The 22,846-nt window shown below is 65.0% G+C and carries 21 protein-coding genes and 1 tRNA gene; 16 read left to right on the forward strand and 6 right to left on the reverse strand.

Annotated elements, in window-relative coordinates:
* Positions 1 to 266 precede the first annotated feature (266 nt).
* The 9 genes from ACSC1Y_RS14780 to ACSC1Y_RS14820 all read left to right on the forward strand — a co-directional run bounded on the left by ACSC1Y_RS14780 (position 267) and on the right by ACSC1Y_RS14820 (position 10,444).
* Positions 267 to 4,034, forward strand: coding sequence for a type II/IV secretion system ATPase subunit (locus ACSC1Y_RS14780; RefSeq protein WP_435335688.1), 3,768 nt, complete (start codon positions 267 to 269; stop codon positions 4,032 to 4,034).
* On the forward strand, positions 4,031 to 6,076 hold the full coding sequence (locus ACSC1Y_RS14785; protein ID WP_435335689.1) for a type II secretion system F family protein: 2,046 nt from the start codon (positions 4,031 to 4,033) through the stop codon (positions 6,074 to 6,076). The genes ACSC1Y_RS14780 and ACSC1Y_RS14785 overlap by 4 nt, the downstream gene beginning before the upstream one ends.
* Positions 6,076 to 6,564, forward strand: coding sequence for a DUF7287 family protein (locus tag ACSC1Y_RS14790; protein WP_435335690.1), 489 nt, complete (start codon positions 6,076 to 6,078; stop codon positions 6,562 to 6,564). The genes ACSC1Y_RS14785 and ACSC1Y_RS14790 overlap by 1 nt, the downstream gene beginning before the upstream one ends.
* A 1-nt stretch (position 6,565) precedes the next feature.
* On the forward strand, positions 6,566 to 7,213 hold the full coding sequence (locus tag ACSC1Y_RS14795) for a DUF7288 family protein (protein WP_435335691.1): 648 nt from the start codon (positions 6,566 to 6,568) through the stop codon (positions 7,211 to 7,213).
* On the forward strand, positions 7,213 to 8,250 hold the full coding sequence (locus ACSC1Y_RS14800) for a hypothetical protein (protein WP_435335692.1): 1,038 nt from the start codon (positions 7,213 to 7,215) through the stop codon (positions 8,248 to 8,250). The genes ACSC1Y_RS14795 and ACSC1Y_RS14800 overlap by 1 nt, the downstream gene beginning before the upstream one ends.
* Positions 8,247 to 8,843, forward strand: coding sequence for a DUF7266 family protein (locus tag ACSC1Y_RS14805; RefSeq protein WP_435335693.1), 597 nt, complete (start codon positions 8,247 to 8,249; stop codon positions 8,841 to 8,843). The genes ACSC1Y_RS14800 and ACSC1Y_RS14805 overlap by 4 nt, the downstream gene beginning before the upstream one ends.
* The gene (locus tag ACSC1Y_RS14810) at positions 8,840 to 9,598 is read left to right on the forward strand and encodes a DUF7289 family protein (RefSeq protein WP_435335694.1); all 759 of its coding nucleotides are present in this window, start codon (positions 8,840 to 8,842) and stop codon (positions 9,596 to 9,598) included. Before ACSC1Y_RS14805 ends, ACSC1Y_RS14810 begins: the two co-directional genes overlap by 4 nt.
* A 199-nt stretch (positions 9,599 to 9,797) precedes the next feature.
* Positions 9,798 to 10,268 (forward strand): histidine kinase, encoded by a 471-nt coding sequence (locus ACSC1Y_RS14815; RefSeq protein WP_435335695.1) that lies wholly within the window; start codon positions 9,798 to 9,800, stop codon positions 10,266 to 10,268.
* Between the two features lie 101 nt (positions 10,269 to 10,369).
* Positions 10,370 to 10,444 (forward strand) — tRNA-Arg (locus tag ACSC1Y_RS14820).
* A 441-nt stretch (positions 10,445 to 10,885) separates the two neighbouring features.
* Here ACSC1Y_RS14820 and ACSC1Y_RS14825 read toward each other — a convergent pair.
* On the reverse strand, positions 10,886 to 11,518 hold the full coding sequence (locus tag ACSC1Y_RS14825; protein ID WP_435335696.1) for an alpha/beta hydrolase: 633 nt from the start codon (positions 11,516 to 11,518) through the stop codon (positions 10,886 to 10,888).
* A gap of 2 nt (positions 11,519 to 11,520) precedes the next feature.
* Entirely contained in the window at positions 11,521 to 12,468 is a 948-nt protein-coding gene (locus ACSC1Y_RS14830; RefSeq protein WP_435335697.1) for a ring-cleaving dioxygenase, read from the reverse strand.
* Positions 12,469 to 12,639: 171 nt separating this feature from the next.
* Here ACSC1Y_RS14830 and ACSC1Y_RS14835 point away from each other — a divergent pair, with 171 nt between their 5' ends.
* From ACSC1Y_RS14835 to ACSC1Y_RS14850, 4 genes are all read left to right on the forward strand, one after another.
* Positions 12,640 to 13,011, forward strand: a complete 372-nt coding sequence (locus ACSC1Y_RS14835) for a winged helix-turn-helix transcriptional regulator (RefSeq protein ID WP_435335698.1) — start codon at positions 12,640 to 12,642, stop codon at positions 13,009 to 13,011.
* Positions 13,012 to 13,202: 191 nt separating this feature from the next.
* A complete protein-coding gene (locus tag ACSC1Y_RS14840) occupies positions 13,203 to 14,036 on the forward strand; it encodes a M99 family carboxypeptidase catalytic domain-containing protein (RefSeq protein ID WP_435335699.1) in 834 nt (277 codons plus the stop codon).
* Positions 14,033 to 14,308 (forward strand): hypothetical protein, encoded by a 276-nt coding sequence (locus ACSC1Y_RS14845; RefSeq protein WP_435335700.1) that lies wholly within the window; start codon positions 14,033 to 14,035, stop codon positions 14,306 to 14,308. Before ACSC1Y_RS14840 ends, ACSC1Y_RS14845 begins: the two co-directional genes overlap by 4 nt.
* A gap of 184 nt (positions 14,309 to 14,492) precedes the next feature.
* On the forward strand, positions 14,493 to 14,873 hold the full coding sequence (locus tag ACSC1Y_RS14850; protein ID WP_435335701.1) for a hypothetical protein: 381 nt from the start codon (positions 14,493 to 14,495) through the stop codon (positions 14,871 to 14,873).
* 548 nt (positions 14,874 to 15,421) lie between these two features.
* On the opposite strand, the gene ACSC1Y_RS14855 is transcribed toward ACSC1Y_RS14850, so the two are convergent.
* Positions 15,422 to 16,585: an NAD(P)/FAD-dependent oxidoreductase gene (locus tag ACSC1Y_RS14855; RefSeq protein WP_435335702.1), complete on the reverse strand. Its 1,164-nt coding sequence runs from the start codon at positions 16,583 to 16,585 to the stop codon at positions 15,422 to 15,424.
* A 136-nt stretch (positions 16,586 to 16,721) separates the two neighbouring features.
* On the opposite strand from ACSC1Y_RS14855, the gene ribH reads away from it, so the two are divergent.
* Both ribH and ACSC1Y_RS14865 read left to right on the forward strand, forming a co-directional pair.
* Complete coding sequence (ribH, locus tag ACSC1Y_RS14860; protein ID WP_435335703.1) at positions 16,722 to 17,123, forward strand: 6,7-dimethyl-8-ribityllumazine synthase; 402 nt, start codon at positions 16,722 to 16,724, stop codon at positions 17,121 to 17,123.
* Positions 17,120 to 18,271, forward strand: coding sequence for a pyridoxal phosphate-dependent aminotransferase (locus ACSC1Y_RS14865; protein ID WP_435335704.1), 1,152 nt, complete (start codon positions 17,120 to 17,122; stop codon positions 18,269 to 18,271). Before ribH ends, ACSC1Y_RS14865 begins: the two co-directional genes overlap by 4 nt.
* Positions 18,272 to 18,413: 142 nt before the next feature.
* Here ACSC1Y_RS14865 and ACSC1Y_RS14870 read toward each other — a convergent pair whose 3' ends face one another.
* From ACSC1Y_RS14870 to ACSC1Y_RS14880, 3 genes are all read right to left on the reverse strand, one after another.
* On the reverse strand, positions 18,414 to 19,799 hold the full coding sequence (locus ACSC1Y_RS14870) for a two-component system sensor histidine kinase NtrB (protein ID WP_435335705.1): 1,386 nt from the start codon (positions 19,797 to 19,799) through the stop codon (positions 18,414 to 18,416).
* An 84-nt stretch (positions 19,800 to 19,883) separates the two neighbouring features.
* Positions 19,884 to 20,330, reverse strand: a complete 447-nt coding sequence (locus tag ACSC1Y_RS14875; protein ID WP_435335706.1) for an FAD synthase family protein — start codon at positions 20,328 to 20,330, stop codon at positions 19,884 to 19,886.
* A 1-nt stretch (position 20,331) separates the two neighbouring features.
* On the reverse strand, positions 20,332 to 20,829 hold the full coding sequence (locus ACSC1Y_RS14880) for a Mov34/MPN/PAD-1 family protein (RefSeq protein WP_435335707.1): 498 nt from the start codon (positions 20,827 to 20,829) through the stop codon (positions 20,332 to 20,334).
* 95 nt (positions 20,830 to 20,924) lie between these two features.
* Between ACSC1Y_RS14880 and han the strand changes: the two genes are divergently transcribed.
* Entirely contained in the window at positions 20,925 to 22,829 is a 1,905-nt protein-coding gene (han, locus tag ACSC1Y_RS14885) for a Hef-associated nuclease (protein ID WP_435335708.1), read from the forward strand.
* Positions 22,830 to 22,846: the final 17 nt, after the last annotated feature.

Consider the following 22,846-nt stretch of genomic DNA (forward strand, 5'->3'; position numbering starts at 1 on the left):
ATCGTCCACCACCAACGGATATCTTAGCGGCGGTAACCTGTCCAGAGTCACCCAGTTCACCGGATAAACGAGAGCGAATGAGCCGTTGAAATCTGGAAATCCGGACAGAATAAAACGGTTCGTTGACGACAGCCCCTCGTCAGATAATCCAGTGAAGGCTAGGCGTCAAGGACTCATTGATGCCAGTAATTGACTGATATATTTCAGATTATCGGATGTGATAACCGGTGGAAGGTTTTTTGGTGGGACAGGAAAAGGGGTAGTCAATGGCTGTGAACGACGCCGACGGATCCGAGTCGAGTCAGTTCGAGGGTGCTGACGAGTCGGACCCGACGTCGGAAGAGAGTCCGTCCGGAGGGCCGACGACGGGCTCAGACACCAGAGTGGGCGCGTATACCTGGCGGGACTTCATGACGGAATATGGGTACGGGGACCAGGTAAGCTCACTCTACGCTGACGTCGAGCGGCAAACGACCGACGATTCGAAACGACTCGGGCTCGGGAACAGTGAGGGTGAGGTCAGAACCACCCCACACGGGAGCTCGTGGGACCGGGTCGAGTTCGACCCGGAAACGTACCTCGGCTACCACCCGGACGACCTCCCCGACCGCATCACGGAGCACGCGAGCAACGGCAAGTGGGTGTGGGAGCAGTTCGCCGCGTACTGCGACCCGGACGCGACCCCGGTGGTCAAGGACGTCTGGACGTGGGAGCACTTCAAGTGGGAGTACCACTACGACGATGGCGGACAGATACCGCACGACTCCGACGGCGAGAAGGTCGAGTTCGACGAGTCCGAGTACCTCGGCTTCGAGGCCGACGAGATAGAGAGCCAGCTGAGCCTGGCCGACGACATCGCACAGGAACTCGACCGCGTCGTCGACGAACGGACGGTGAACATCACACACGAGGACGAGGACACGTTCTTCTCGACCGACGCGGGAAACACCACGCTCGTCAATCGCTACGACCTCGAGAAGGCGGTCCCGTTCGACAAGAAGCTACACTTCCGGGAGGTCGAGCGCTACTGGGTGAACAAACCGTACGCGTTCGTCATCATCTTCCACTCCGAGAAGGAGAACGAGAAGAAGTACTACGCGGTAGAGCCGTACCGGAACGAGATAGAGACGGACCTGCAGGACTTCATGTCCGGCAAGCTCCGGACCGCGATCAAGTACTCCGACGAAGAGATCACGGTCGAAGGCGACGAGGGAGCCCGGCGTGCCGTCATCGGCCGAGAGACGAAACGACTCCTGAAACGGTACGACCTGTTCAAGGCGAAGAAACGTGGCGGCGGCGAGAAGAAGGGATTCGTCGAACAGATTCGGGAGCTGTTCGACACCAACGGCGACGAGAGCGATGCTGCAGAGGACGGTGATGTCGAGGAGACGGAGGTGGAACCGGCGGACGACGGCGACGCGCCGATCGCGGACATCGCACTCGACGGAATTTCGGCACGTCCGGAACCGGCTGTCATCGCCGACGACGCCGACCGACTCTCGGAATACCAGGTCGAGAAACTGCTGTACTACCTGAAACGCAACTTCATCGGCTACGAGCGTATCGACCCCATCAAACACGACATCAACGTGGAGGACATCTCCGTCGACGGCTACCACTCGCCGGTGTTCGTCTACCACTCCGGCTACGAGCAGATCATCTCGAACATCTACCACGGCCAACGAGAGCTCGACGACTTCGTCGTCAAACTCGCACAGCGTTCCGGAAAGGGCATCTCGAAGCGCAGGCCCCAGGTCGACGCGACGCTCCCGGACGGCTCACGCGCCCAGCTCACCCTCGGTCGGGAGGTGTCCGACCACGGGACCAACTACACCATCCGTCAGTTCAAGGAGGTCCCGTTCACGCCGATCGACCTCATCTGCTGGAACACGTTCTCGCTCGACGAGATGGCGTTCCTGTGGCTCTGTATCGAGAACCACAAGTCGCTCATCTTCGCCGGGGGTACGGCGTCCGGGAAGACGACCAGCCTGAACGCGGTCTCGCTGTTCATCCCCTCGAACACGAAGATCGTCTCCATCGAGGACACGCGTGAGGTCGAACTGCCCCAGCGGAACTGGATCGCGAGCGTCACCCGCCCCTCGTTCAGCGAGGACGCCCAGGGTGACGTCGACGAGTTCGACCTGCTGGAGGCCGCACTGCGGCAGCGCCCGGACTACATCGTCATGGGTGAGATCCGTGGTGAAGAAGGTCGGACGCTGTTCCAGGTCATGTCGACGGGTCACACCACCTACACGACCTTCCACGCCGACTCCGTCGGCGAGGTCCTCAAGCGGTTCACGACCGACCCCATCAACGTCTCGAAGACGATGTTCACCGCCCTGGACCTCGTCTCCATCCAGACCCAGACGCGAGTCCAGGGCAACAAGGTCCGTCGGAACAAGAACCTGACCGAGATAAACCACTACGACGCGGAGAACGACGAGATCAACGTTCAGGACGTCTACCAGTGGCAGGCCGAGACCGACGAGTACCTCAAGATGGGCGACTCGAACACGCTCGACGAGATCCAGTTCGACCGTGGCTGGTCGCGCGAGAAGCTCGAAAACGAGCTGTTCATGCGTCGGGTCATCATCGCTTACCTCATCAAACACGGGCTGAACGAGTACGTGCAGGTCGCGGCCACGTTCCAGGCCTACATCAACGACCCAGACACCATCCTGACGCTCATCGCGAACGGACACCTGGAGAAGAGCCTCGAAGACCTGCGGGAGATGGAGTCGGTCCAGATAAACGTCGATCCCGAGGACGAAGCGCTCGTTCCCCGACCGGACCCCGACGACGAGACGTACAATCTCGCACAGGACATCCTCGAGCGTGCCGAAGAATCGCTGTTCGAGGAGTACCGCGGCAAGACCCTGACCGGACTGGGCATCGACTCCGCGCTCTCTGGCTCCGGGATGGACGAGGACGAACCGTCTATCGAGGCCGAACCGGGGGACGAGGACTTCGACTTCGGCGGCGGGCTCGCCGACGACGACCCCTTCGCGTTCGACGACGAGGGCGACGGGTTCAGTTTCAGTGCGGACACCAGCGAATCGGTCGAGGACGGCCCGTCGTGGCTCAGCGACGAAGGCGGGTTCGACTTCGGGGACGATACTGGTGAGTCCGGTGATGCCGACCAGGGCGGGTCGCCAGAGCCGACGGAGGCACCCGCTCTCGAGGCGTCGGCCACGGCGAGCAGCACGGCCGATGCCGGTAGTGAGTCCGACGCCGCCGACGGTGACTGGGAAACGGAACCGTCGACAGAGGGCTCCGCAGCAGAACCGACCGTACCGGTCGACGAGTCCGGCCTCGATACGGTCGAGCTGGACGACATCGAAGAGGCAGACGCGCCGCCCGAACTCGACGGAGACGTCTCGGACGTCCCCGTGTTCGACGACGGTGAGGAGAGTCAGGGTGATGCCGGAGAAACCGGCGAACGGCCGTTCGGCGAGGGCTCCGCAGACGCTGGCGACCCCGGGCCGATCTTCGGGGACGTCGAGGAAGCAGAGACCGGCTCGATGTTCGACGCTGAAACAGGGACCGACCCGTTCGAAGCGTTCGCGGAGGACATGTCCACGGTACCGGAACCGTCGACGGACGTCGACACCGAGACGTCGGCGCTCGATGGCGACGAAGAGGCCGACGACGGATTCGAGAGCGCCTCTGCGATCGACGCGGACGAGTCGACTCCAGAAGCCGATTCACCATCTGGCGCCACTGCGACGGACGGCATCGAAGAGGACGAGTCGGCCTTCTTCGGCGACGACGACGAACCGTTCTTCTCCGACGACGATGACATCGACTCCATCTTCGGTGACGAAGACGGTGCCTCCGTGTTCAGCGAGGACGAGGAGCTCCCCGAAGACGACGGTGGGATGTTCGGACGGCCCGATGACGACGCCGACGACGGGGGCTCGATCTTCGACGGCTCCGGTGGCGACGGTGCGGAGTCGGAGGAGCCGGACGAAGGGAGTATCTTCGGCTCGGCCGCGGGGGAGACGGCGGACCGCGGTGACGGTGATGCGGAATGAGCCTCCAGACGAAGGGTGATGCGAACAGCGGGTTCAACACCTCCTCCGATTCGCTCGGCGACCTGTTCTACCCGGTGTACGACCGGTTGTTCGAGGAGGACTCCGACTTCGTCAGCGACGTCGAGACGAAACTGGCACAGGCCCGGATGGCTGACACGGTCGAGATGTACCTCGCCCGCTCGCTCGCTATCGGTCTCATCAGCGGGGGCGTACTCTGGCTCATGGGCATCCTCGTTGGCTACGCCCTGTTCGCGACGGGCATCGTCCCGACGCAGAACCTCATCGGGGCGACCATCCCGAACGAGACCCTGCTCGCCATCATCCAGTCGATAAAGGTACCCGCGCTCATCCTCGTGACCGGTCTCTTCCTCGGTTCCATCGGATTCGCGATGGGGTTCGGGGCGCTGGTCGCGGTCCCGTACTCGCGGGCGTCCACGCGGAAGCGCGAGATAAACATGCTCCTGACCGACGCCGTGTCGTTCATGTACGCGCTCTCGGTCGGCGGGATGAACCAGCTGGAGATCCTCGAGGCGATGGCACGTGCGGAGGACACCTACGGCGAGGTCGCGAAGGAGTTCCAGTCCATCGTCCAGGAGACAGAGTACTTCGACACCGACTACCGGACGGCGATTCGGAACCAGGCGCTCGAGACGCCGAGCGACGAACTCTCGCAGTTCCTGACGGACATGCTCTCCATCGTCAACTCCGGTGGTGACATGGAGAGCTTCCTCTACGACAAGAAGGAAAAACACATGCGGACGGCCAAGCAGCAACAGGAGCTCACGCTCGAGACCCTCGAGCTGTTCGGTGAGATGTACATGACGCTCTCGCTCTTCCCGCTGTTGCTCATCATCATCCTCGTCATCATGCGGATGCTCGGTGAAGCGCAGGTGACGATGCTGTACGGGACGGTCTACGGGCTCATCCCGCTGACCGGCGCCGGCTTCCTCGTGCTCGTCTCGACGGTCAAGGAGGACGAACCGGGCGACGGCTACCTGATGCCAGACGACGCGGACGACCGGCTGGCGCTCCAGCAGAAGTCCGGTCTGCTCAACCTCGGCCTCATCGAGCGTTTCACCGGGACCTACAGCGTCTTCGACCGCATAAAGGACCGGGAGGGAACCCACGAGACCATCGAGGTGCTCAAACGGCCGCACGTCTTCTTCCGGGACAACCCGCTGTACACCCTCGCCCTCACGGTTCCCGCGACCCTGGTGTTGCTCGTGGTCGCGATGGTCTCGGGGGCGGTTCCAACCTCCTGGGACGGACTCGTCGACAACCCGGTCTGGGGGACGTTCGTCTACATCTACCTGCCCGTCTACGTCATCATGCTGCCGCTGGCCATCTTCCGCGAGTGGAACATCCGCTCGCGGACGACGGTCATCTCGAGTCTCTCCGACAACCTTCGGAAACTCTCCAGCGCGAACGACACCGGGCTGACGCTGCTCGAATCGCTCCGCACCGTCTCCGACACGACGAGCGGGAAGCTCGCTCGCGAGTTCGAGACGATGCACGCGAAGGTGAACTACGGGATGAGTCTCAAGCACGCCCTCGTCGAATTCAACAACAAGTACCACATCCCGAGACTCTCGCGGACGGTCAAGCTCATCTCGAAGGCACAGGAAGCGTCGAGCCAGATCACGGACGTGTTGACGACGGCTGCGCAGGCCTCGGAGAACCAGGACGACATCGAGCGCGAGCGCAAGTCCCGCACCCGAATGCAGGTCGTCATCATCATCATGACCTACCTGACGCTGCTCGCGGTCATGGCCATCCTGAAGACGCAGTTCCTCGACGTGCTGACGGGACTCACCGACACCAGCTCCTCGGGTGGTGGCGGCGGTGCGACCGGTGGTCCCAGCTTCGGGGGCAACGTCAACACCAACCTGCTGTCATTGCTGTTCTTCCACGCGGTGACGATGCAGGCCATCCTCTCCGGGATGATCGCGGGCTACATCCGCGACGCCGACATCCTGAGCGGACTGAAGTTCGTGCTCGTACTGTGTACCATCGCACTCGTCGTGTGGGCGGCAGTCGCCTGATGACCATGAAATCGGTGGGAAACACACTCTCTGACGGACGCGGACAGACCACGCAGGACTTCGCCGTCGGCATCAGCATCTTCCTGCTCGCGGTCGGGTTCACCTTCGGGTTCTTCCCGAGCCTGCTGACGCCGTTCGGTTCGCCGCTCGGCGACGACATCACGGCGAAGTCCGACCGTGTCGCTGCGACGCTCATCGAGGAACACCACGTCGACGGCGAACCACGTCGGCTTGATTACGCACAGCTCAACGCGTTCCTCGCCGACAACGATACCGCGAGCGAACTGCGCGACCACTTCGGGCTTCGGAGCTCCGCCAACGTCAACGTCACCTTACAGGACGTACAGTCGAATGGAACCCGGACACAGTTGTTGAGTGCGGGAGACGTCTACGCGGACCAGACACCTGCCGCCTCCACGACGCGAGTCGTGGTCGTGACTGGCGGCCAGTGTACCGTCGAATGTCTCGTCATCGTGAGGGTCTGGTAAGATGCGAGGAGACGAACGTGGCCAGGCTTACACGCTTGAGGGGTTCATCGGCGCGATGCTGGTCTTGACGGCGATACTGTTCGCCCTTCAGTCGGTCGTCATCATGCCCACGACCTCGGGCAAGGTGAGCCGAGACGTACAGGAACAGCTCCGGGTGGAGGCGACGGACGTGTTGCTCATCGCGGCCGAAGAGGAGTCGCTCTCGTGCCAGGTTCGGGCCTGGGACCACGTGAACGAGACCTTCGCGAATTCGACGGGCGACCCACGAATCGGGTACGGGCCGAACCCGCCGAAGAACGTGACATCGTGCGACGGTGACGGGACGAAGTTCGGAGCCATGTTGAACCAGACGTTCACCGAACAAGGACGCGAGTACAACGTCATCGTCTCGTACCGGAACGAGACCATCTCGACCAAGACGGACTCGCTCCGGATGGTCTACCGGGGCGTTCCGACCGAGTCGGCCGTCACCGCGACGTACACCATCACGCTGTACGACGACCAGCGAGTCATCGACCCGAACAAGTGCCCGTCTGACCCGTCGAACTGTCCGACGCTCGAGAACACGAGCAACGACTATCCGATTCCGGACGCCGCACCGAACAGCCCGGTCTACAACGTCGTCGAGATACGGGTGGTCGTATGGTGATGTCGGGTGAACGGCGGTCACGAGCCCAGATCGTACTCGTCGGTGCGATCGCCATCGCGTTCATCGTCCTCGGTATCGTCGTCGTGTTCAACACGGTGCTGTACACCGAGAACGTCGACGGTGGCGGCAGTGGCTCGATAGTGACCGAAGCCGCGTGGATACAGGACGAGGTCGGAGATAGCGTGGCGCGGATGGCCCTCTCCTCGAACGAAGGGAACCAGACGGTCGCCGAACTCCAGTCGGAACTCTCCCGGAACGCGAGCAACGCGAGCATCCTCTGGCAAGAGTCACGTGCCCAGGCGGGGACGGCGATGGTCAACTTCTCGTTCGACAACGACTCGAGCCAGTACGGAGCGAGGGTGTTCCAGAACGATGGCGGCCCGTTCACGGCGAAGGACACCTCGTTGAACTGGCAGGTCAGCAACGAGAGCGAACCGGCCGACGTGGCCCGGTTCTCTGCGACCGTCAACGTCACCACGCTCTCGCCCGCGCAGGCGACCGCGTACCACGTCGCGGTTCTCGGGACCGACGGGTCAGGCAGTTACGAATGGCGGGTCGTTCGACTTCACAACGATGGCGGCTCGCTCGACGTCTCGGTCGGGAACGCAAGCGGCGGGACGGTCGGGAGCGGACCACCCCTCGGCTGGGACGACGAACCAGCGACGTCGACGCCCTGTGACGACGTCGCTCCCACCGGATCCGACATCGAAGTCAACTTCACCGCCGGCACGGTCGAGGGGAGCTCGTGTTCGTTCGACTTCACCGACGGAATCGAGCCGCTCGACGACCGGGGGTACGTCATCGCCTTCCGGAACGGAATCGAGGCGCAGGGGAACTACTCGCTCGTGCTGAGTCACAGGGACTACCTCGACAGCGTGGACGGCACGAAGGTAGAGAACGCGAGCACGGGGAGTCCGGGGGCAGGCCCGTACTACACTCCCATCGTCTGGCGTAGCGCAGTCACGTTCCAGTACGACAGCACATCGCTCTCGTACCGCGAGACGTACACGACCGAGGTCTACAACAGCTCACGATGACGCGCGACATCCCACTCTCTGACGACCGTGCCGTCTCGATAGCTGTCACGCACGTCCTCACTATCGGCATCACGACCATCCTCATCGCGGGGCTGCTCATCGGCGCCGGTGGCCTCCTCGAGGAGGAGAAGAGCGACGCCGCTCGTGACGAGATGCGGACCATCGGGAACCGTATCGCGGTCGACATATCGAACGTCGACCACGCCGCGGACGGCGGGACGGGGACCATGAGCATCCGGAGCAAGCACGTTCCGGAGGTCTCGGGAGCGGGCTACACCATCCGTCTTCGGCCCTCTACTGACGCTGACTGTCCGTACGACACCGCCTGCCTCATCCTGGAGGCTGCTGCGACCGACACGACCGTCATCGTTCCCTTCCGGAACGAGACGCCCGTCCAGTCCAGCGCCGTCTCTGGTGGGACGGTCTACGTCGTCTACGATGGGTCGAGCATCACGCTGGCGAGCGAACCGCCGACCCTCAGAATCGCCGTCGCTCCGCCCGCAGCGGGCGTCGCAATGGCGACGCCAGCACCACTGGACTCGCGGACGTCGGCGCGCTATCGGCCACCGCCTGGGGAGGTGATTCACCGATGACCGGGTCGTGGTCGCTCGACGACCGCTCGGTCAGCGACGTCCTGGCGTTCACCATCGTCTTCGGCATCGTCATCTCGTCGGTCGGGCTGGTCTACACCGTCGGGTTCGGTGCGCTCAGCGAGTTCCAGGAGGGCGAACAGCAGACCAACGCGGTTCGAGCGTTCGACGCGATGTCGACCACGTTCGACGACATCCAGGACAGGGGCGAACCCGGACGCGCAGGGACACTCGCCCTCTCGGGCGGGACCATCCAGGTGGTCGAGGACTCGGACATCACCATCTCGGTCGAGAACGCCTCGGGAGGCGAGATATGGAGCACCTCGAGGACGACGGGCTCGCTCCGGTACACACTCGAAGAGACGACCGTCGCGTACGAGAACGGCGGTGTCTTCCGGAAGGACCGCGACAACTCCGTGCTGGTCAGCCAGCCGTCGATCCGCTGTTCGCCGTCGAGCGATAGAGCCGTCGTCTCCGTCGTCGTCCTGAACGGCGAGAGTGGAGCCAAAGGTGGCGACACCAACGTCGAGATAGTCAGCCGAGAGAACGCCTCCCGGCTCGTCTACCTCTACCCGAACAGGAACCTCAATGGGACCGCCGCGAGCGTGAACGTCACCATCTCGGGCTCCAGCTTCGACGACGCCTGGAACCGCCACCTCGCGTCGAGCGGCTGGGACGACAACGGCGGCGGCGAATACGGATGCGAGGCCACGCAGATCGTGGTTCGCGTGACTGTCATCGACGTCGACTTCCAGTGACGCGAGCACTCGCTCGCGTCGGTCTGTGACTTCTTCGAACCCGCCTCCGGCTGTCGGGTTCGTGACTATCCCTGCCCGGTTATCTGACCGAGTCGCGCAGACTCTGACAGAGCCTTCCAAGGTCGTTCTTTCGGAGGTGTGCATCTCCGGCGCATCGCCACGTAATCACCATCGTACGTCCCTCCATCGGACGTTGTGTATGTCGTCAGAGACACAGACCACGGCCACCCACGCGGAATCGACGGCGACCGACTGGCAGTCAGGCGTCGTCGCCGGGCTCGTCGCCGGTGGCGTGATGACGGTCATCCTCTTCGTGAACAGCACCCCGACCATCGAGATGGCGATTCCAGCGCTGTACGGCCTCTCGGGCCTGCCGGCAGGAATCGCGATACACCTCTTCCACAGCGTCATCTTCGGTCTCGGCTTCGCGGCGCTCGTCCGGTCGGGGCCACTCGAGAGTGCCACCGGCAGCCTCGCGTCGACCGTCGGCGTCGGTGCCGCCTACGGCGCGGTCATCTGGCTGCTCGGCGCCGCCATCCTCATGCCCATCTGGCTCGGTGCAGTCGGCTTCCACATGGCGCCGCCCGTCCCGAACATCGCCGTCCAGAAGCTCGTCGTCCACCTGCTGTTCGGCGCAGTCCTCGGCGGCGTCTTCCACGCCAGCAACTGAGCGCGGCCCGTTTCGGACGCTCTCCTCTGGAGTGAGTCAGACTCCCAACCGCACGACGAATCGCGGGGTTTATAGTCGCGCACCTACCAGAATTCGATAGCGGGCGCTTAGCTCAGTCTGGACAGAGTGCTTGGCTTCGGACCAAGTTGCCACGGGTTCAAATCCTGTAGCGCCCATACTCCTTCCGCGAACAAGTTCGTGAGCGGGAGGTATCGAAACTCGAAGGATTTGAACTAGCGAGCGAACGCAGTGAGCGAGTGGAGTTCAAATCCTGTAGCGCCCATACTCCTTCCGCGAACAAGTTCGTGAGCGGCGGTAACGTCACCGTAGCTATATCGTCGTGAGAGACTGGGCGAATCTGTCGTCGCACGCTGGCCGCCATCTCCACCACGAGCGAGCATCCAGGGGCATCGCCGACCGAAACGAGAGGGCTTTCTCAGTTTCAGCAAACGCTGTGCTATACTTATGCAGGTAGCGACGAACGCACTGAGTAGGCGGGGGGTTCCATACCCGCTACCGTATCCCACACCATTTTTCCGACGCCGTTGGACGGCTCGAACCACAGTTCAGCAGATGAATCCATAGCCTCCGAAGTCGCAGAACTGACTCCCCGCAGACTATCTCGTCTCCAGCCCCGCCACGATTTCCCTCGCCGCCCGCAACTCGTCTTCGTTCACCGTGTGCCCCATCCCCTCGTAGATTCGCTCCGTCACGTCGCCGCCCAGCTTCTCGAACACGGATGTGCTCTCCTGGACGCGCTCGAGCGGGATGTGCGGGTCGACGTCGCTACAGCCGAGGAACACGGGGGTCCCGTCGAGCGAGCCGTCGTACTCGAACGCCATGTCGGGCGGGCCGATGAGGCCACCGCTGAAGGCGACGAGGCCGCCCCACTCCCGTGCGTTCCGGGCGACGAACTCGCAGGCGAGGCAGGCCCCGTGCGAGAAGCCGACGAAGGCGATTCGTTCCCTGGGAATGCCGGCGTCGGTGAGCTGGGAGACGGCTGCGGCGACGTCGGCGAGACCGTTGGAGACGCCGGGTTCGTTCGCCTCCAGGGGCGCCATGAACGAGTTTGGGTACCACGCGCCGCCGGGTGCCTGGGGGGCGACGTAGGCGACGCCGTCGGCGTCGAACTCGTCCGCGAGGCCGAGGATGCCCCGGGCGGTTGCACCGCGGCCGTGGAGCATGACGACGCCAGCGGTAGCGTCCGCGGCGGAGGTTCCGGCGGTCGCGAGCCGGGTGTCCCGGGGCATGGTCACCGGTCCCCCGTGGTCGGGTCGGTGAGCGGCGTGAGACCGGCTGCGAGGCGCTCGTACTCGTCGTCCAGCCAGGGCGGGACGCGGAGCTCGCTGCCGAGGGTCTCGACGGGTTCGTCGGCGGTGAATCCGGGACCGTCCGTGGCCAGCTCCATGAGGATGCCGCCCGGTTCGCGGAAGTAGACCGAGCGGAAGTAGTGGCGGTCCTTCTGGGGCGTGACGGACTGGCCGGCGGCCTGGAGCTGTTCGGCGAGCTCGGCCTGGGCGTCGTCGTCGGGCACTCTGAAGGCGACGTGGTGGACGGTGCCGGCGCCGGGGACGCCCTGCGAGCCGTCACGGGTCAGGAGGTCGACGACGGTCGCGTGGTTGCCCTCGACGCGATAACGGACGCGGTCGGGGCCGGTCTCGCTTCGCTCGTAGCCGAGCGTCTCCAGGACGGAACCGGTCACGTCCGTGTCGAGACTGTGGAGGGTGACGCTGTGGAAGCCCCGGATGGCGTGTTCGGCCGGAACTGGTCCACCGCTCCACGGTTCGACCGCGGTCTCTGTGGCGGACTCGGTCGCGACCAGTTCGAGCGGCTGGCCGTCGCCGTCGCGAAGCGGGAGGACGGTCTCGCCGAAGCGGTCCTCCGTGACGTTCGCGTCGACCCCGTACGAGTCGAGCCGGTCGACCCAGTAGTCGACTGACCCCGGCGGGATGGCGAAGGCGGTCGCCGTCGGCTGCCCCTTCCCCGGTCGCCCCCTGCGGGCGTTCTCGAAGGGGAAGAACGTCATCGCGGTCCCCGGCGTGCCCGTCTCGTCGCCGAAGTAGAGGTGGTACGTCGACGTGTCGTCGAAGTTCACGGTCCGCTTGACGAGCCGGAGTCCGAGGACCTCGGTGTAGAAGTCGACGGTCTCCTGTGGGTCGTCGGCCACGGCCGTGACGTGGTGGAGTCCGTTCGTCTGCATGGGTCTCTGGGTGATACTCCGGCCGCGACGGGGATACGTCTTCGCGGACGGGCACGTCACCAGGGGACGTGCGTGTCAGGTGGGTCGAGCTTCGAGCCCGAGAGGCAGATGCGGACCGGAACCAGGTTCGGATACGAACTGCTAAGAGACTGGCCAGTATAGACACTCGTCATGGCCGAACCCGACGAGAAGTACAGCGAATCCGCCTGCCACGTCATCGACTCCCTGGAACAGATCGGCTCCCAGTGGCGACTCATCGTCCTCCACGACCTGCAGGAGGGCGAGAAGCGGTTCAACGAGCTCAAGCGCTCGACCGATGCGAGTTCCCGGACCCTCTCGCGCGTCCTCGACGACCTGCAGGAGACCGGATTCGTCGACCGCCGGCTCGAGGAGGACGCACCGGTCGCGACCTATTACTCCCTTACGGAGAAGGGCTGTTCGCTGGCACCCGTCTTCGATGCGATCGACGAGTGGGCAGCGGAGTGGATCTCTGGAGAGGCTGACGAAGCGACCGACGAGGCCGTCGCCCGGGCGAGCGAGTGAGGCGACTGGGTACTCTCGACGGTCCTGGGTACTCTCGACGGTCTACCGAACCGGCACCGGCGTAGAAGCGATAGTACAGCACCCGGCGGTTGCACCACAGTTGCGGACCCTCTCAACGGCGCACTCGTACTACCCAGTCCCGGTCGTTACCCGGCACATAATCATGGCCGTCTGGCCCGTAGGGTCGGTCGATGAACAGACGGCGGTTTCTGCGACGGTCTGTAGCCGGTGTCGCCACAGCAGCCGTCGGCACCGGTCTACTCACGAGTCGTGATCGAACCGCGTCGGCCGCGGGACAGGACTCCGGACAGGACGACGGTTCGAACGACCGTTCCCGGGAGACGTTGCTCCCGGGGACGAAGTACGAGACGGAGGTGGTTACCATCGAGACCGGGGAGCCGGGGCCGACCGCGGTCGTCGTGGGCGGGTTACACGGGGACGAGCGGAGTGGCTTCCACGCCGCCGAGGCGGTTGCGACGTGGTCGTTCCGGTCGGGGACGGTAATCGTCTTGCCCCGGGCGAACGTCCCTGCCATCGAGGCCAACACGCGTGAGAACGACAGCGGCGACCTCAACCGTCAGTTCCCGCCCGGAAGCGAGCCCGAGACGAGGCTGGCACGAGCGATCTGGAAGCTCGTCGCGGACGCCGACCCCGACGTCGTGCTCGACCTGCACCGGTCCCTCGGAATCTACGGCGTCCACCGGGAGAACGTCGGGCAGGCGGTCTTCCCGACCGCCACTGGTGACGCGGTCGCGAACGCCGAGAAGACCACGGCGTACCTCAACGAGGAACACGTCCCGTGGTCGATGCCCCTCCACGACTTCTCCGCAGGCGGCGGGATGGGTGGAACCGCCCCGCTCCTCGCCCACAAAGTCGGAGCGGACCTCGATACTCCGGCCTACATCGTCGAGACGACCATCTTCCTCACGACGCTCCCGACGCGGGTCGACTGGACCACGGCGGCCGCGGAACACCTGCTCGCCCAGCACGGTGTCGAGCGACGCACGGGAGGTGGTGGAAGATGACCGGCGACCTCGACGTCCGCGGACTGTTCGCCGGACCAGTCGTCGTCGCGACCTTCGTCCTGCTCGTCGGACCGGTCGTCCTGCTCAACTACGGTTATCCGACCCCGCTGGCCCTCCCCGGCTACCTGATCTTGACCATCGGGAGCGCCATCGGCAACGCCATCGCACCCCAGTACGAACTCTGGGTGTACTGGATCCCGTTCGCGCTCGCCGCGTACGGTATCGCGGTGGTCGTCGGCGCGGCGATTCGGGGTGTGCGACGAGCGGTTTGAGGGACTCGACGGTGGGAGGTGCTCGACGGTGTGAGATTCGGAGGATTCGCGTGAGACACTCCGGGTCGCCCGAACGGAACGGAACACCGGACGCTCACGGTTTCGAAACTGTCGATATCGGCCCTTTCTACCTAGGTTGGGAAGTTACTGAAACCGGGGACGAACTCCCGGTGGGGAGATCACAATGCCCCGTGACCAACGCGGAGACACCCACGATGCTGGTGGACAGCCGGCTCGTGGCAACGACAGTCAGCCGCAGAACGGACAGCAACAGAACACCCAGCAGGCCTCCCAGAGCCAGCAGCCGAACCAGACCCAGCAGGGGCAGGGACGGCAGCGCCAGGGCAAGCGCCTGCGTGACTACATGGCGACGACGGCGGTCCGCTTCGGCGTCGCGATGATCGGCCTGGTACTGTTGCTGTTCGCGCTCGGCCAGGCCTTCGGAGCCGACTTGCTCGGAGCGTTCGCAGACGCGCTCTCGACGCAGACCGGCCAGTGGCTAGTAGTCGCGTTCTTCGCTCTGCTGCTCATCGGAGCGGCCGAGCGGGGCCTCGCGTACAGCTAGCGAAACAGTCCAGTCTTCGCTGTCACTTTTTAGCAGGCGTCGCCGCCAGAACGGTCGTCGTCCAGCACCGCGTTCGTCAGTCCTCGATCTGGACGGGACTATCGGTCGCCAGCCACGCATCGGTGCTGCCGACCTCCTTTATCTCCACCCACCCGTTGGTACAGTACACCAGCTTACATCTGGACGGTTTCTGCATTGTTCTCCCCCTCGCACGGCGAGCCGGTCCCCGGTGGCCGACCCCTGACGTGCTATAGCAACACATAGTTCGGGGAGTGTCCTAACTATGCCGCACCTACCGGTAATCGAACGTGTCTGTGAGGAAACTTTAGGGGTGGCTTCAGTCACGTCGAACGTCTCATCAGGACACTCGTCCACGGACCGAAGACGGCAGGTTCGCCTCCGCAACCCATCGGCCGGCGGTACCGCTCCCGGGTACACTCTAACGGGACCGGGGAGGCCCCTCTCGGGCGCGGGTGCGAGCTACGGGATAGTTACCCGGACCGATGGGCCGGTTCGCGTCGGGGACAGCGAGCGCGTCGTCCCTCCGCTCACTGGGGGTCCAGTCCGAGCTCGTCGTTCACGAGGTCGACCGCTTCGCGAACCGCCCCGACCGAGGACAGGTAGCCCGCCCCGACGGTCGCCTTCAACGCGAGCGCGGTCCTTCCTCTGAGGACACCCGGACCGACCTGCGCGACGGCGTCGTCGCCGACTGTCACGAGCCAGCCCGGGGAGTCGAACCCGAACCGGTCGAATCGCGGGTCGAAGCCGCCGTAATCTCCATCTCGGAGGTGGTCGACCAGTCGGGCGACGTTCGTCGCAACCACGCGCGCCTCGCGGATGGCCGCCTGCGCGCTCGCCGGAACTGCCTCGCCCGAATCGTCGACCACCTTCGCGGCGTCCCCGAGCACGAACGTCGTGTCCTCCAGCCGGAGGTCGCTCCGGACGCTCGGTCGCTCACCACGGAGCGCGTCCGGGCCGCGGATGCCACCAGTCCAGACGAGCTGGTCGTACGGAATCGGGTCGGCCTCTGCCAGTCTGACCTCGTCGTCCGTCGCCTCTGTCACTGTCGCACCGGTCCGGACCTCGACGCCTTTCTCCGTGAGTGCACCATGGACGGCTCTCTGGAAGTTCGCAGGGAAGTTCGGGGCGACCGTCTCGAACTGCTCAAGCAGCGTTATCTGGACCGAGCCGTCCCGCTCCGCTGCCAGTTCCGCGAGTTCGCCGGCGACCTGGATACCGGAGAGCCCGGCGCCACCGACAACGACCCTGCCCTCTGTTGCTCCCTCTCCGCCATCGTCGAGTGCGTCGAGGAACCCGGCACGAATCTCCGTGGCGTCGTCGAGCCGCTTCAGGGGTGTCGCGTGCGATTCGACACCAGGGAGGTCGTAGAAGGCGGTCTCCGCGCCGAGACAGACGGCTGCGACGTCGAATCCGAGTGTGTCTTCGTCGGCGAAGGTGACGCGCCTGCCTGCCGCATCGACGTTGGTCACACGACCTTCGCGGACGGTCGCCCTGTCCACCACGTCGTCCAGCGGGACGGAGATGTACTCCGCGACGGCGGGGCGGCGGACGACGCGGTGCAACTCGTGCTGGACGAGGTGTGTGCCCGTATCGTCGACGAGGACCAGCTCCACGTCGGGCGGGAGAGACTTCTCAAGTCTCTTCGTGAGGGTGACGCCGGCGTAGCCGGCACCGAGGACGGCGACCTTCATGTCCGGCAGTTGGGGGTGAAGCCGCTTAGACGGTCGGGTCGCGGAAGGCGCGACCCCGGCTGCACCCGAACCGGTCGCCTCCCCGACCGTTGCATCGAACGGTAGAACTTTCTGGCCGCCTCGCCACGCCTCGACTATGACCTCGCTCGGACTGGTGGTCGCGGAGTTCAACGCTCCCGTCACCGAGCAGATGGAGGAGGCGGCCGTCGAGGCCGCCGAGTCGGCTGGTGCAGAGGTAGTCGAGACCGTCCACGTTCCGGGGGCGTACGACTCCCCGCTCGCCGCCGACCGGCTCGTCCGCCGTGACGACGTCGACGCGGTGGCCGTCGTCGGTGCCATCGTCACCGGCGACACGAAACACGACGAAGTCATCGGGCACGCGACCGCGCAGAAACTGACCGACGTGAGTCTCGAGCGGGACAAGCCCGTCACGCTCGGCGTCACCGGCCCGGGGATGAGCTCGGCCGAGGCGTACGAGCGTATCGAGAACGCCGCGTCGGCGGCCGAGGGAGCAGTCAAACTCGTCGAGGAACTATGACCATGGAATTCGCAGACCGCGTTACGAGAGTCGAACCGTCCGCGACGCTTGCCATCTCGAACAAGGCGTCCGCACTGGAAGCAGAAGGCGTCGACGTCGTCGACCTGAGCGTCGGCGCACCGGACTTCCCGACGCCCGAGAACATCGTCCAGGCCGCCGAGGACGCGATGGAGGCCGGCCACACCGGCTACACCTCCTCGAACGGCATTCCGAAGCTGAAAGACGCCATCGTCGAGAAGCTCCACGGTGACGGTCTCGACCAGTACGAATCGAAGGACGTCATCGTCACCCCGGGTGCGAAGCAGGCGCTGTACGAGGTCATCCAGGCCCTCATCGATGAGGGGGACGAGGTCGTCCTGCTCGACCCGGCGTGGGTCTCCTACGAGGCGATGGTGAAGATGGCCGGCGGCTCGCTGAACCGCGTCGACCTCTCCGGTTCCGACTTCCAGCTCGAACCCGCACTCGACGACCTCGCCGAGGCCGTCAGCGACGAGACCGAACTGCTCGTCGTCAACTCGCCGTCGAACCCGACCGGGGCGGTCTACTCCGACGCCGCGCTCGAGGGCGTTCGCGACCTCGCGGTCGAACACGACTTCGCCGTCATCTCCGACGAGATCTACAAGGAGATAACCTACGGCGTCGAGATGACGAGTCTGGGTACCCTGGACGGGATGGAGGACCGGACCATCACGGTCAACGGGTTCTCCAAGGCCTACTCGATGACCGGGTGGCGGCTCGGCTACTTCGCCGCGCCCCAGGAGCTCGTCAGCGAGGCAGGCAAGCTCCACAGCCACTCCGTCTCCTGTGCGACCAACTTCGTCCAGCACGCGGGCGTCGAAGCGCTTCAGAACACCGACGAGGCAGTCGCCGAGATGCGCGACGCCTTCGAAGAGCGCCGCGACCTGCTCGTCGACCTGTTCGCCGAGCACGGCGTCGACGTGGCCGTCCCGGACGGCGCGTTCTACATGATGCTCCCCGTCGAGGAGGACGACACCGCCTGGTGTGAGGGTGCCATCGAGGACGCCCACGTCGCGACCGTCCCGGGCAGTGCCTTCGGCACGCCGGGCTACGCGCGGCTCTCCTATGCAGCCAGCGAAGAACGACTTCGCGAGGGCGTCGAGCGGCTCGCCGACGCGGGCTACCTGTAACGGCACCGCTCATCGAGCTGTTTTTCTTTCCACGGAACTGGCAGGTCGCACCGGCACCGCCGAGTCGTGGGGCTGGTAGCGGTCGTTCCGGTGTCGCTCGGTCGACGAAGGGCCACGCCACTCGCCGGAAGCGGGTCCGCTCTCAGACGAACGTCAGCCCGGTAACCTCGATGCACGCGCCGGCCATGGATTCCGGCGGGTCGCACAGTTCCAGTTCCCAGCCGTGGGCTTCCACGATGTCCGCGACGATGGCCAGTCCGAAGCCGGTACCCTCGTCGTTGGTCGAATAACCCTGGGTGAAGACGTGGTCCCTGTCGTCGGGTGAGATTCCGGGACCGTCGTCGACGACGTAGAACCCGTCGGGCTTGCTCACGACACGGATCGAGACGTCGTCGCCAGCGTGTTCGACCGCGTTCCTGAAGAGGTTCTCGAACAGCTGACGGAGCCGGCTATCGTCGGCGAGGGCGATTCCGAGGTCGTCGTCGACGAGCAGACTCGCCCGCGTCGCATCGACCATCCCCCACGACTGCCTGGCGACGTCCGCGAGATTCGTCGGTCTGGGGTCGTCCACGTCCCGGCCGTGCCGTGCGAGCGCGAGCATGTCCTCGACGAGTTCCGTCATCCGGTCCAGCGACTCCTCGACCGGTTCCAGACGGTCGATCTCCCCGGTCAGTTTCGCCAGTTCGAGGTTCCCGCGCGCGACCGTGAGCGGGTTCCGAAGGTCGTGACCGATGACGTCCGCGAAGGCTTCGAGCCGTTCGTTCTTGCGTTCGAGCTCGCGCTCGTACGCCTTGCGCTCGCTGATCTCCCGGGCGACGAACACGACGTACTCCTCGTCGACGCCGGAGACCGGTTGGGTACGGGCTTCGAGGGAGAACGTCTCGCCGCGGAACTCCAGTTCGTACTCGAGCTGCTGGCCCGTGCCGGTGCGGAGCGTCTCCGTGATGACGGACCGGATGTCTCTGGCAGCCTGCTCGGGGAGGACGTCGTCGACGTAGCGGCCGATAACGTCCTCGGGGATGTCGAAGTCGAGCACCTGCTGGTTCGTCTTTATCTCCACGTACCGCCCCTCGGCGTCGTAGACGATGATGAGGTCGGGGACGGCCTCGGTGACGGCGAGCAGACCGGAGTGGTCGGTCACGAGCGGTGAATCGTCGGCCTCCTCGGTCAGTGCCGCGTCGAGACGGTCGGTCGCCATGCCGCGTCGACGGGCCACGACAACCTCGACGGCCCTGACCAGCGCATCGGCCTCGTCGGCACCAGTCGCGACGGCGAGCGTCGCCCCGGCGTCGACTGCCGCCTGGCGTTCGTCGTCGGGAACGATGGCGACCACGGGCGTGCCGGGTGCCGTCTCTTCGAGCGCAAGGACGACGGTGGAGGGACTGGTGACGACGGCGCAGTCGACTCCTTCTTTCGCCAGCGAGTGTCCACACTCGCGGACTGTGAACGTCGCTGCGAGTTCCTCGGGGACGGCTCGTGCACCGTCTTCCATCACGAGCACCAGGACGTCGTCGTGTTCGCCTCTCATCTGACGGGACCGTTCTGATGCAATCCTCTCGCGACGATTGTTATGACTCTAACGGCGGATACAGCGGCCGACGCGAGAAACCGGTCAGTCCTCGCTTCGCTGTGCGAGAACCTGGTCGATGATACGGCCGGTCGAGAGCAGTTCGCCGTCGTACGCCGGGTCCCTGGCCGACGCCCGACGAACCGCGCAGTCGATGCCACGAGCAGCGAGCGCCTCGGCGATGGCGTCCTCGTCGTGATGCTGGTCGTGGCCGAGGACGATGTAGTCCGGGTCGATGCGCTCGATGGGGACGAAGATGTCCTCGGTGTGGCCGAGGTGCGCTTCGGTCACCATCTCCAGTGCGTCGACCATGTCGCGGCGCTGACGGTCGGGGAGGATCGGTTTCTTCTTGTGCGTCACGTTCTCCCGGCGGGCGATGATGACGTGTAGTTCGTCGCCCAGCGCGGCCGCCTCGGAGAGGTAGTGGAGATGGCCGGGATGGAGGAGATCGAACGTGCCCTGTGCGATGACCGTTGTGGGTGTCCCTGTCATATCAATCTCGCAGCTCCGCGTCGATGTCCGCCTGTGTGAAATCGAAGAACGTCTCGGGGTCGTCGAGGTCGACGTCGAGCACGGGCAGGTCGCGGGGGTCGCCGTGCTGGTCGAACGTCCGCCAGTCCTCGGGGCCGTACGGGTAGCCCATGATGATGTGGGCCAGTCCGCTGCCGAACGTGGCGAGGTCGGCGTCGCTCGGCCGAAGCACCCCGTTCGGGTGCGAGTGGATGCTCCCGAGCGCACGGCTATCGTTCGGAATCATGTTCGAGTCGACCGTCGCACTGACCGGGTTCGACCGGGTTCCGGGGATGACGAGGACGTCGGTGACGACCTGGCCGTCGAGGTCGAGACCGAGCTGCCGGGCGTCCCGCCCTCGGAGCAGTCCCATGTACTCGTTGGGATGGGTGTCCTCGGCCGCCTCCAGCGCGAACTCGATGGTGTCGCGGGCGATTCCCACGACCGGCTCTCGCCGGAACAACCGGTCGAACAGTCCCATGCCCGTCCCTCACGCCTCGGCGGTGCTAAACGTTCCGAATCGCCCGCTCGTCTTGACAAGCGTTATACGCGGCCGTTTCGAATGAACCCGTAACAATGACATCCGACTCCGTCGGCGACGCCGACGACGGGACAGGTACCGTCGTTTACGATCTGGCGCCCGACTGTACCGTCGACGACGTGGAGGAGGACACTCCCTACCTCGCCGTCGTAAACGGTATCGTCGAATACGGCATCTTCGTCGACCTCTCCGACTCCGTCTCCGGTCTCGTTCACGAATCCAACTTGAGCGGCACGTACGCCGTCGGCGACGAGGTCGTCGTCGAACTCGACAACGTCCGCGACAACGGCGACATCTCCCTCGCACCCGTCGACGTCGACGACTACGTGGTCGAGCCGGTCGCCCACGACTACCGGACGACCGCGACGACCGCGCTCGGCACGCACCTCGGTGAACAGGTCCACGTCGAAGGAACCATCACACAGATAAAGCAGACCGGTGGGCCGACCATCTTCCAGATTCGCGACGAACACGGCGTCGTCCCGGCCGCCGCCTTCGAATCGGCCGGCGTCCGCGCCTTCCCCGAGGCCGACGTGGACGACGCGGTCCGCGTGACCGGCATCGTCGAATCCCGCGACGACGCGCTCCAGCTCGAGATCGGCTCGCTGACCGTTCTCGAGGACGACGACGCCGAATCGGTCCGTGAGCGCCTCCAGAACGCACTCGAGGACCGGGCCGAGCCTCACGAGGTCGAACCGCTCGTCCAGTGGGACGCATTCGAGAAGCTCCGCGACGACCTTCGAGAGGTCGCCCGTCTGCTTCGTCAGACCGTCATCGAGGGGCGACCCATCCGCGTCCGTCACCACGCAGACGGCGACGGCATGTGTGCCTCCGTCCCCGTCCAGAAGGCCATCGAGTCGTTCATCGCCGAGGTCCACGAGGACCCCGAGGCCCCGCGCCACCTGTTCAAGCGCCTCCCGTCGAAGGCGCCGTTCTACGAGATGGAAGACGCGACGCGCGACCTCAACTACGCCCTCGAGGACCGCGCGAAGCACGGCCAGAAGCTCCCGCTCGTCCTCATGCTCGACAACGGGTCGACCGAGGAAGACGTTCCAGCCTACGAGACGTTGGCCCACTACGACATCCCCATCGTCGCCGTCGACCACCACCACCCCGACCCCGAGGCGGTCGACGACCTGCTCGCGGCGCACGTCAACCCGTACCTCTACGACGAGGATTACCGCATCACGACCGGCATGATGTGCGTCGAACTGGCCCGGATGATCTATCCGGACATGACCGACGAGTTGCGGCACGTTCCGGCCGTCGCCGGTCTCTCCGACCGTTCGAAGGCCGAGGTCATGGACGAGTACCTCGCACTCGCTGCCGAGGAAGGCTACGAGGAGGACGACCTGCGCGACATCAGCGAGGCGCTCGACTACGGCGCCCACTGGCTCCGCTACAACTCGGGTCGCCACCTCATCGAGGACGTGCTCAACGTCGGCTGTGACGACCGCGACCGACACGAGCAGCTCGTCGACTTCCTCGCAGAACGCGCCCGCGAAGAGGTCGCAGACCAGCTCGACGCGACCGAGCCGCACCTCGAACACGAGACGCTGGACAACGGTGCCCACCTCTACCGCATCGACGTCGAGAACTACGCCCACCGGTTCACCTACCCCGCACCGGGGAAGACGACCGGTGAGATCCACGACGAGAAGGTCCAGGAGACGGGCGACCCCGTCATCACCATCGGATACGGTCCGGACTTCGCTGTTCTCCGGTCCGACGGCGTCCGACTGGACATCCCGAACTACGTCTCCGAACTCCAGGAGGAGATAGTCGGCGGCGGCGTCTCCGGCGGTGGCCACCTCGTCGTCGGGTCCATCAAGTTCGTGAAGGGTCGTCGAGCCGAAGTCATCGACGCCCTCGTCGAAAAGATGGCCGACGCGAACATCGACGAAGAGCTCAGCTCGACCTCGGCGCTCTCGGACGACTGAGCCCCGTCGGTCCGGTT

Origin of the sequence: Haloarchaeobius lipolyticus (genome assembly GCF_051208015.1) — an archaeon.
In the GTDB taxonomy this organism is placed as follows: Archaea; Halobacteriota; Halobacteria; order Halobacteriales; family Natrialbaceae; genus Haloarchaeobius.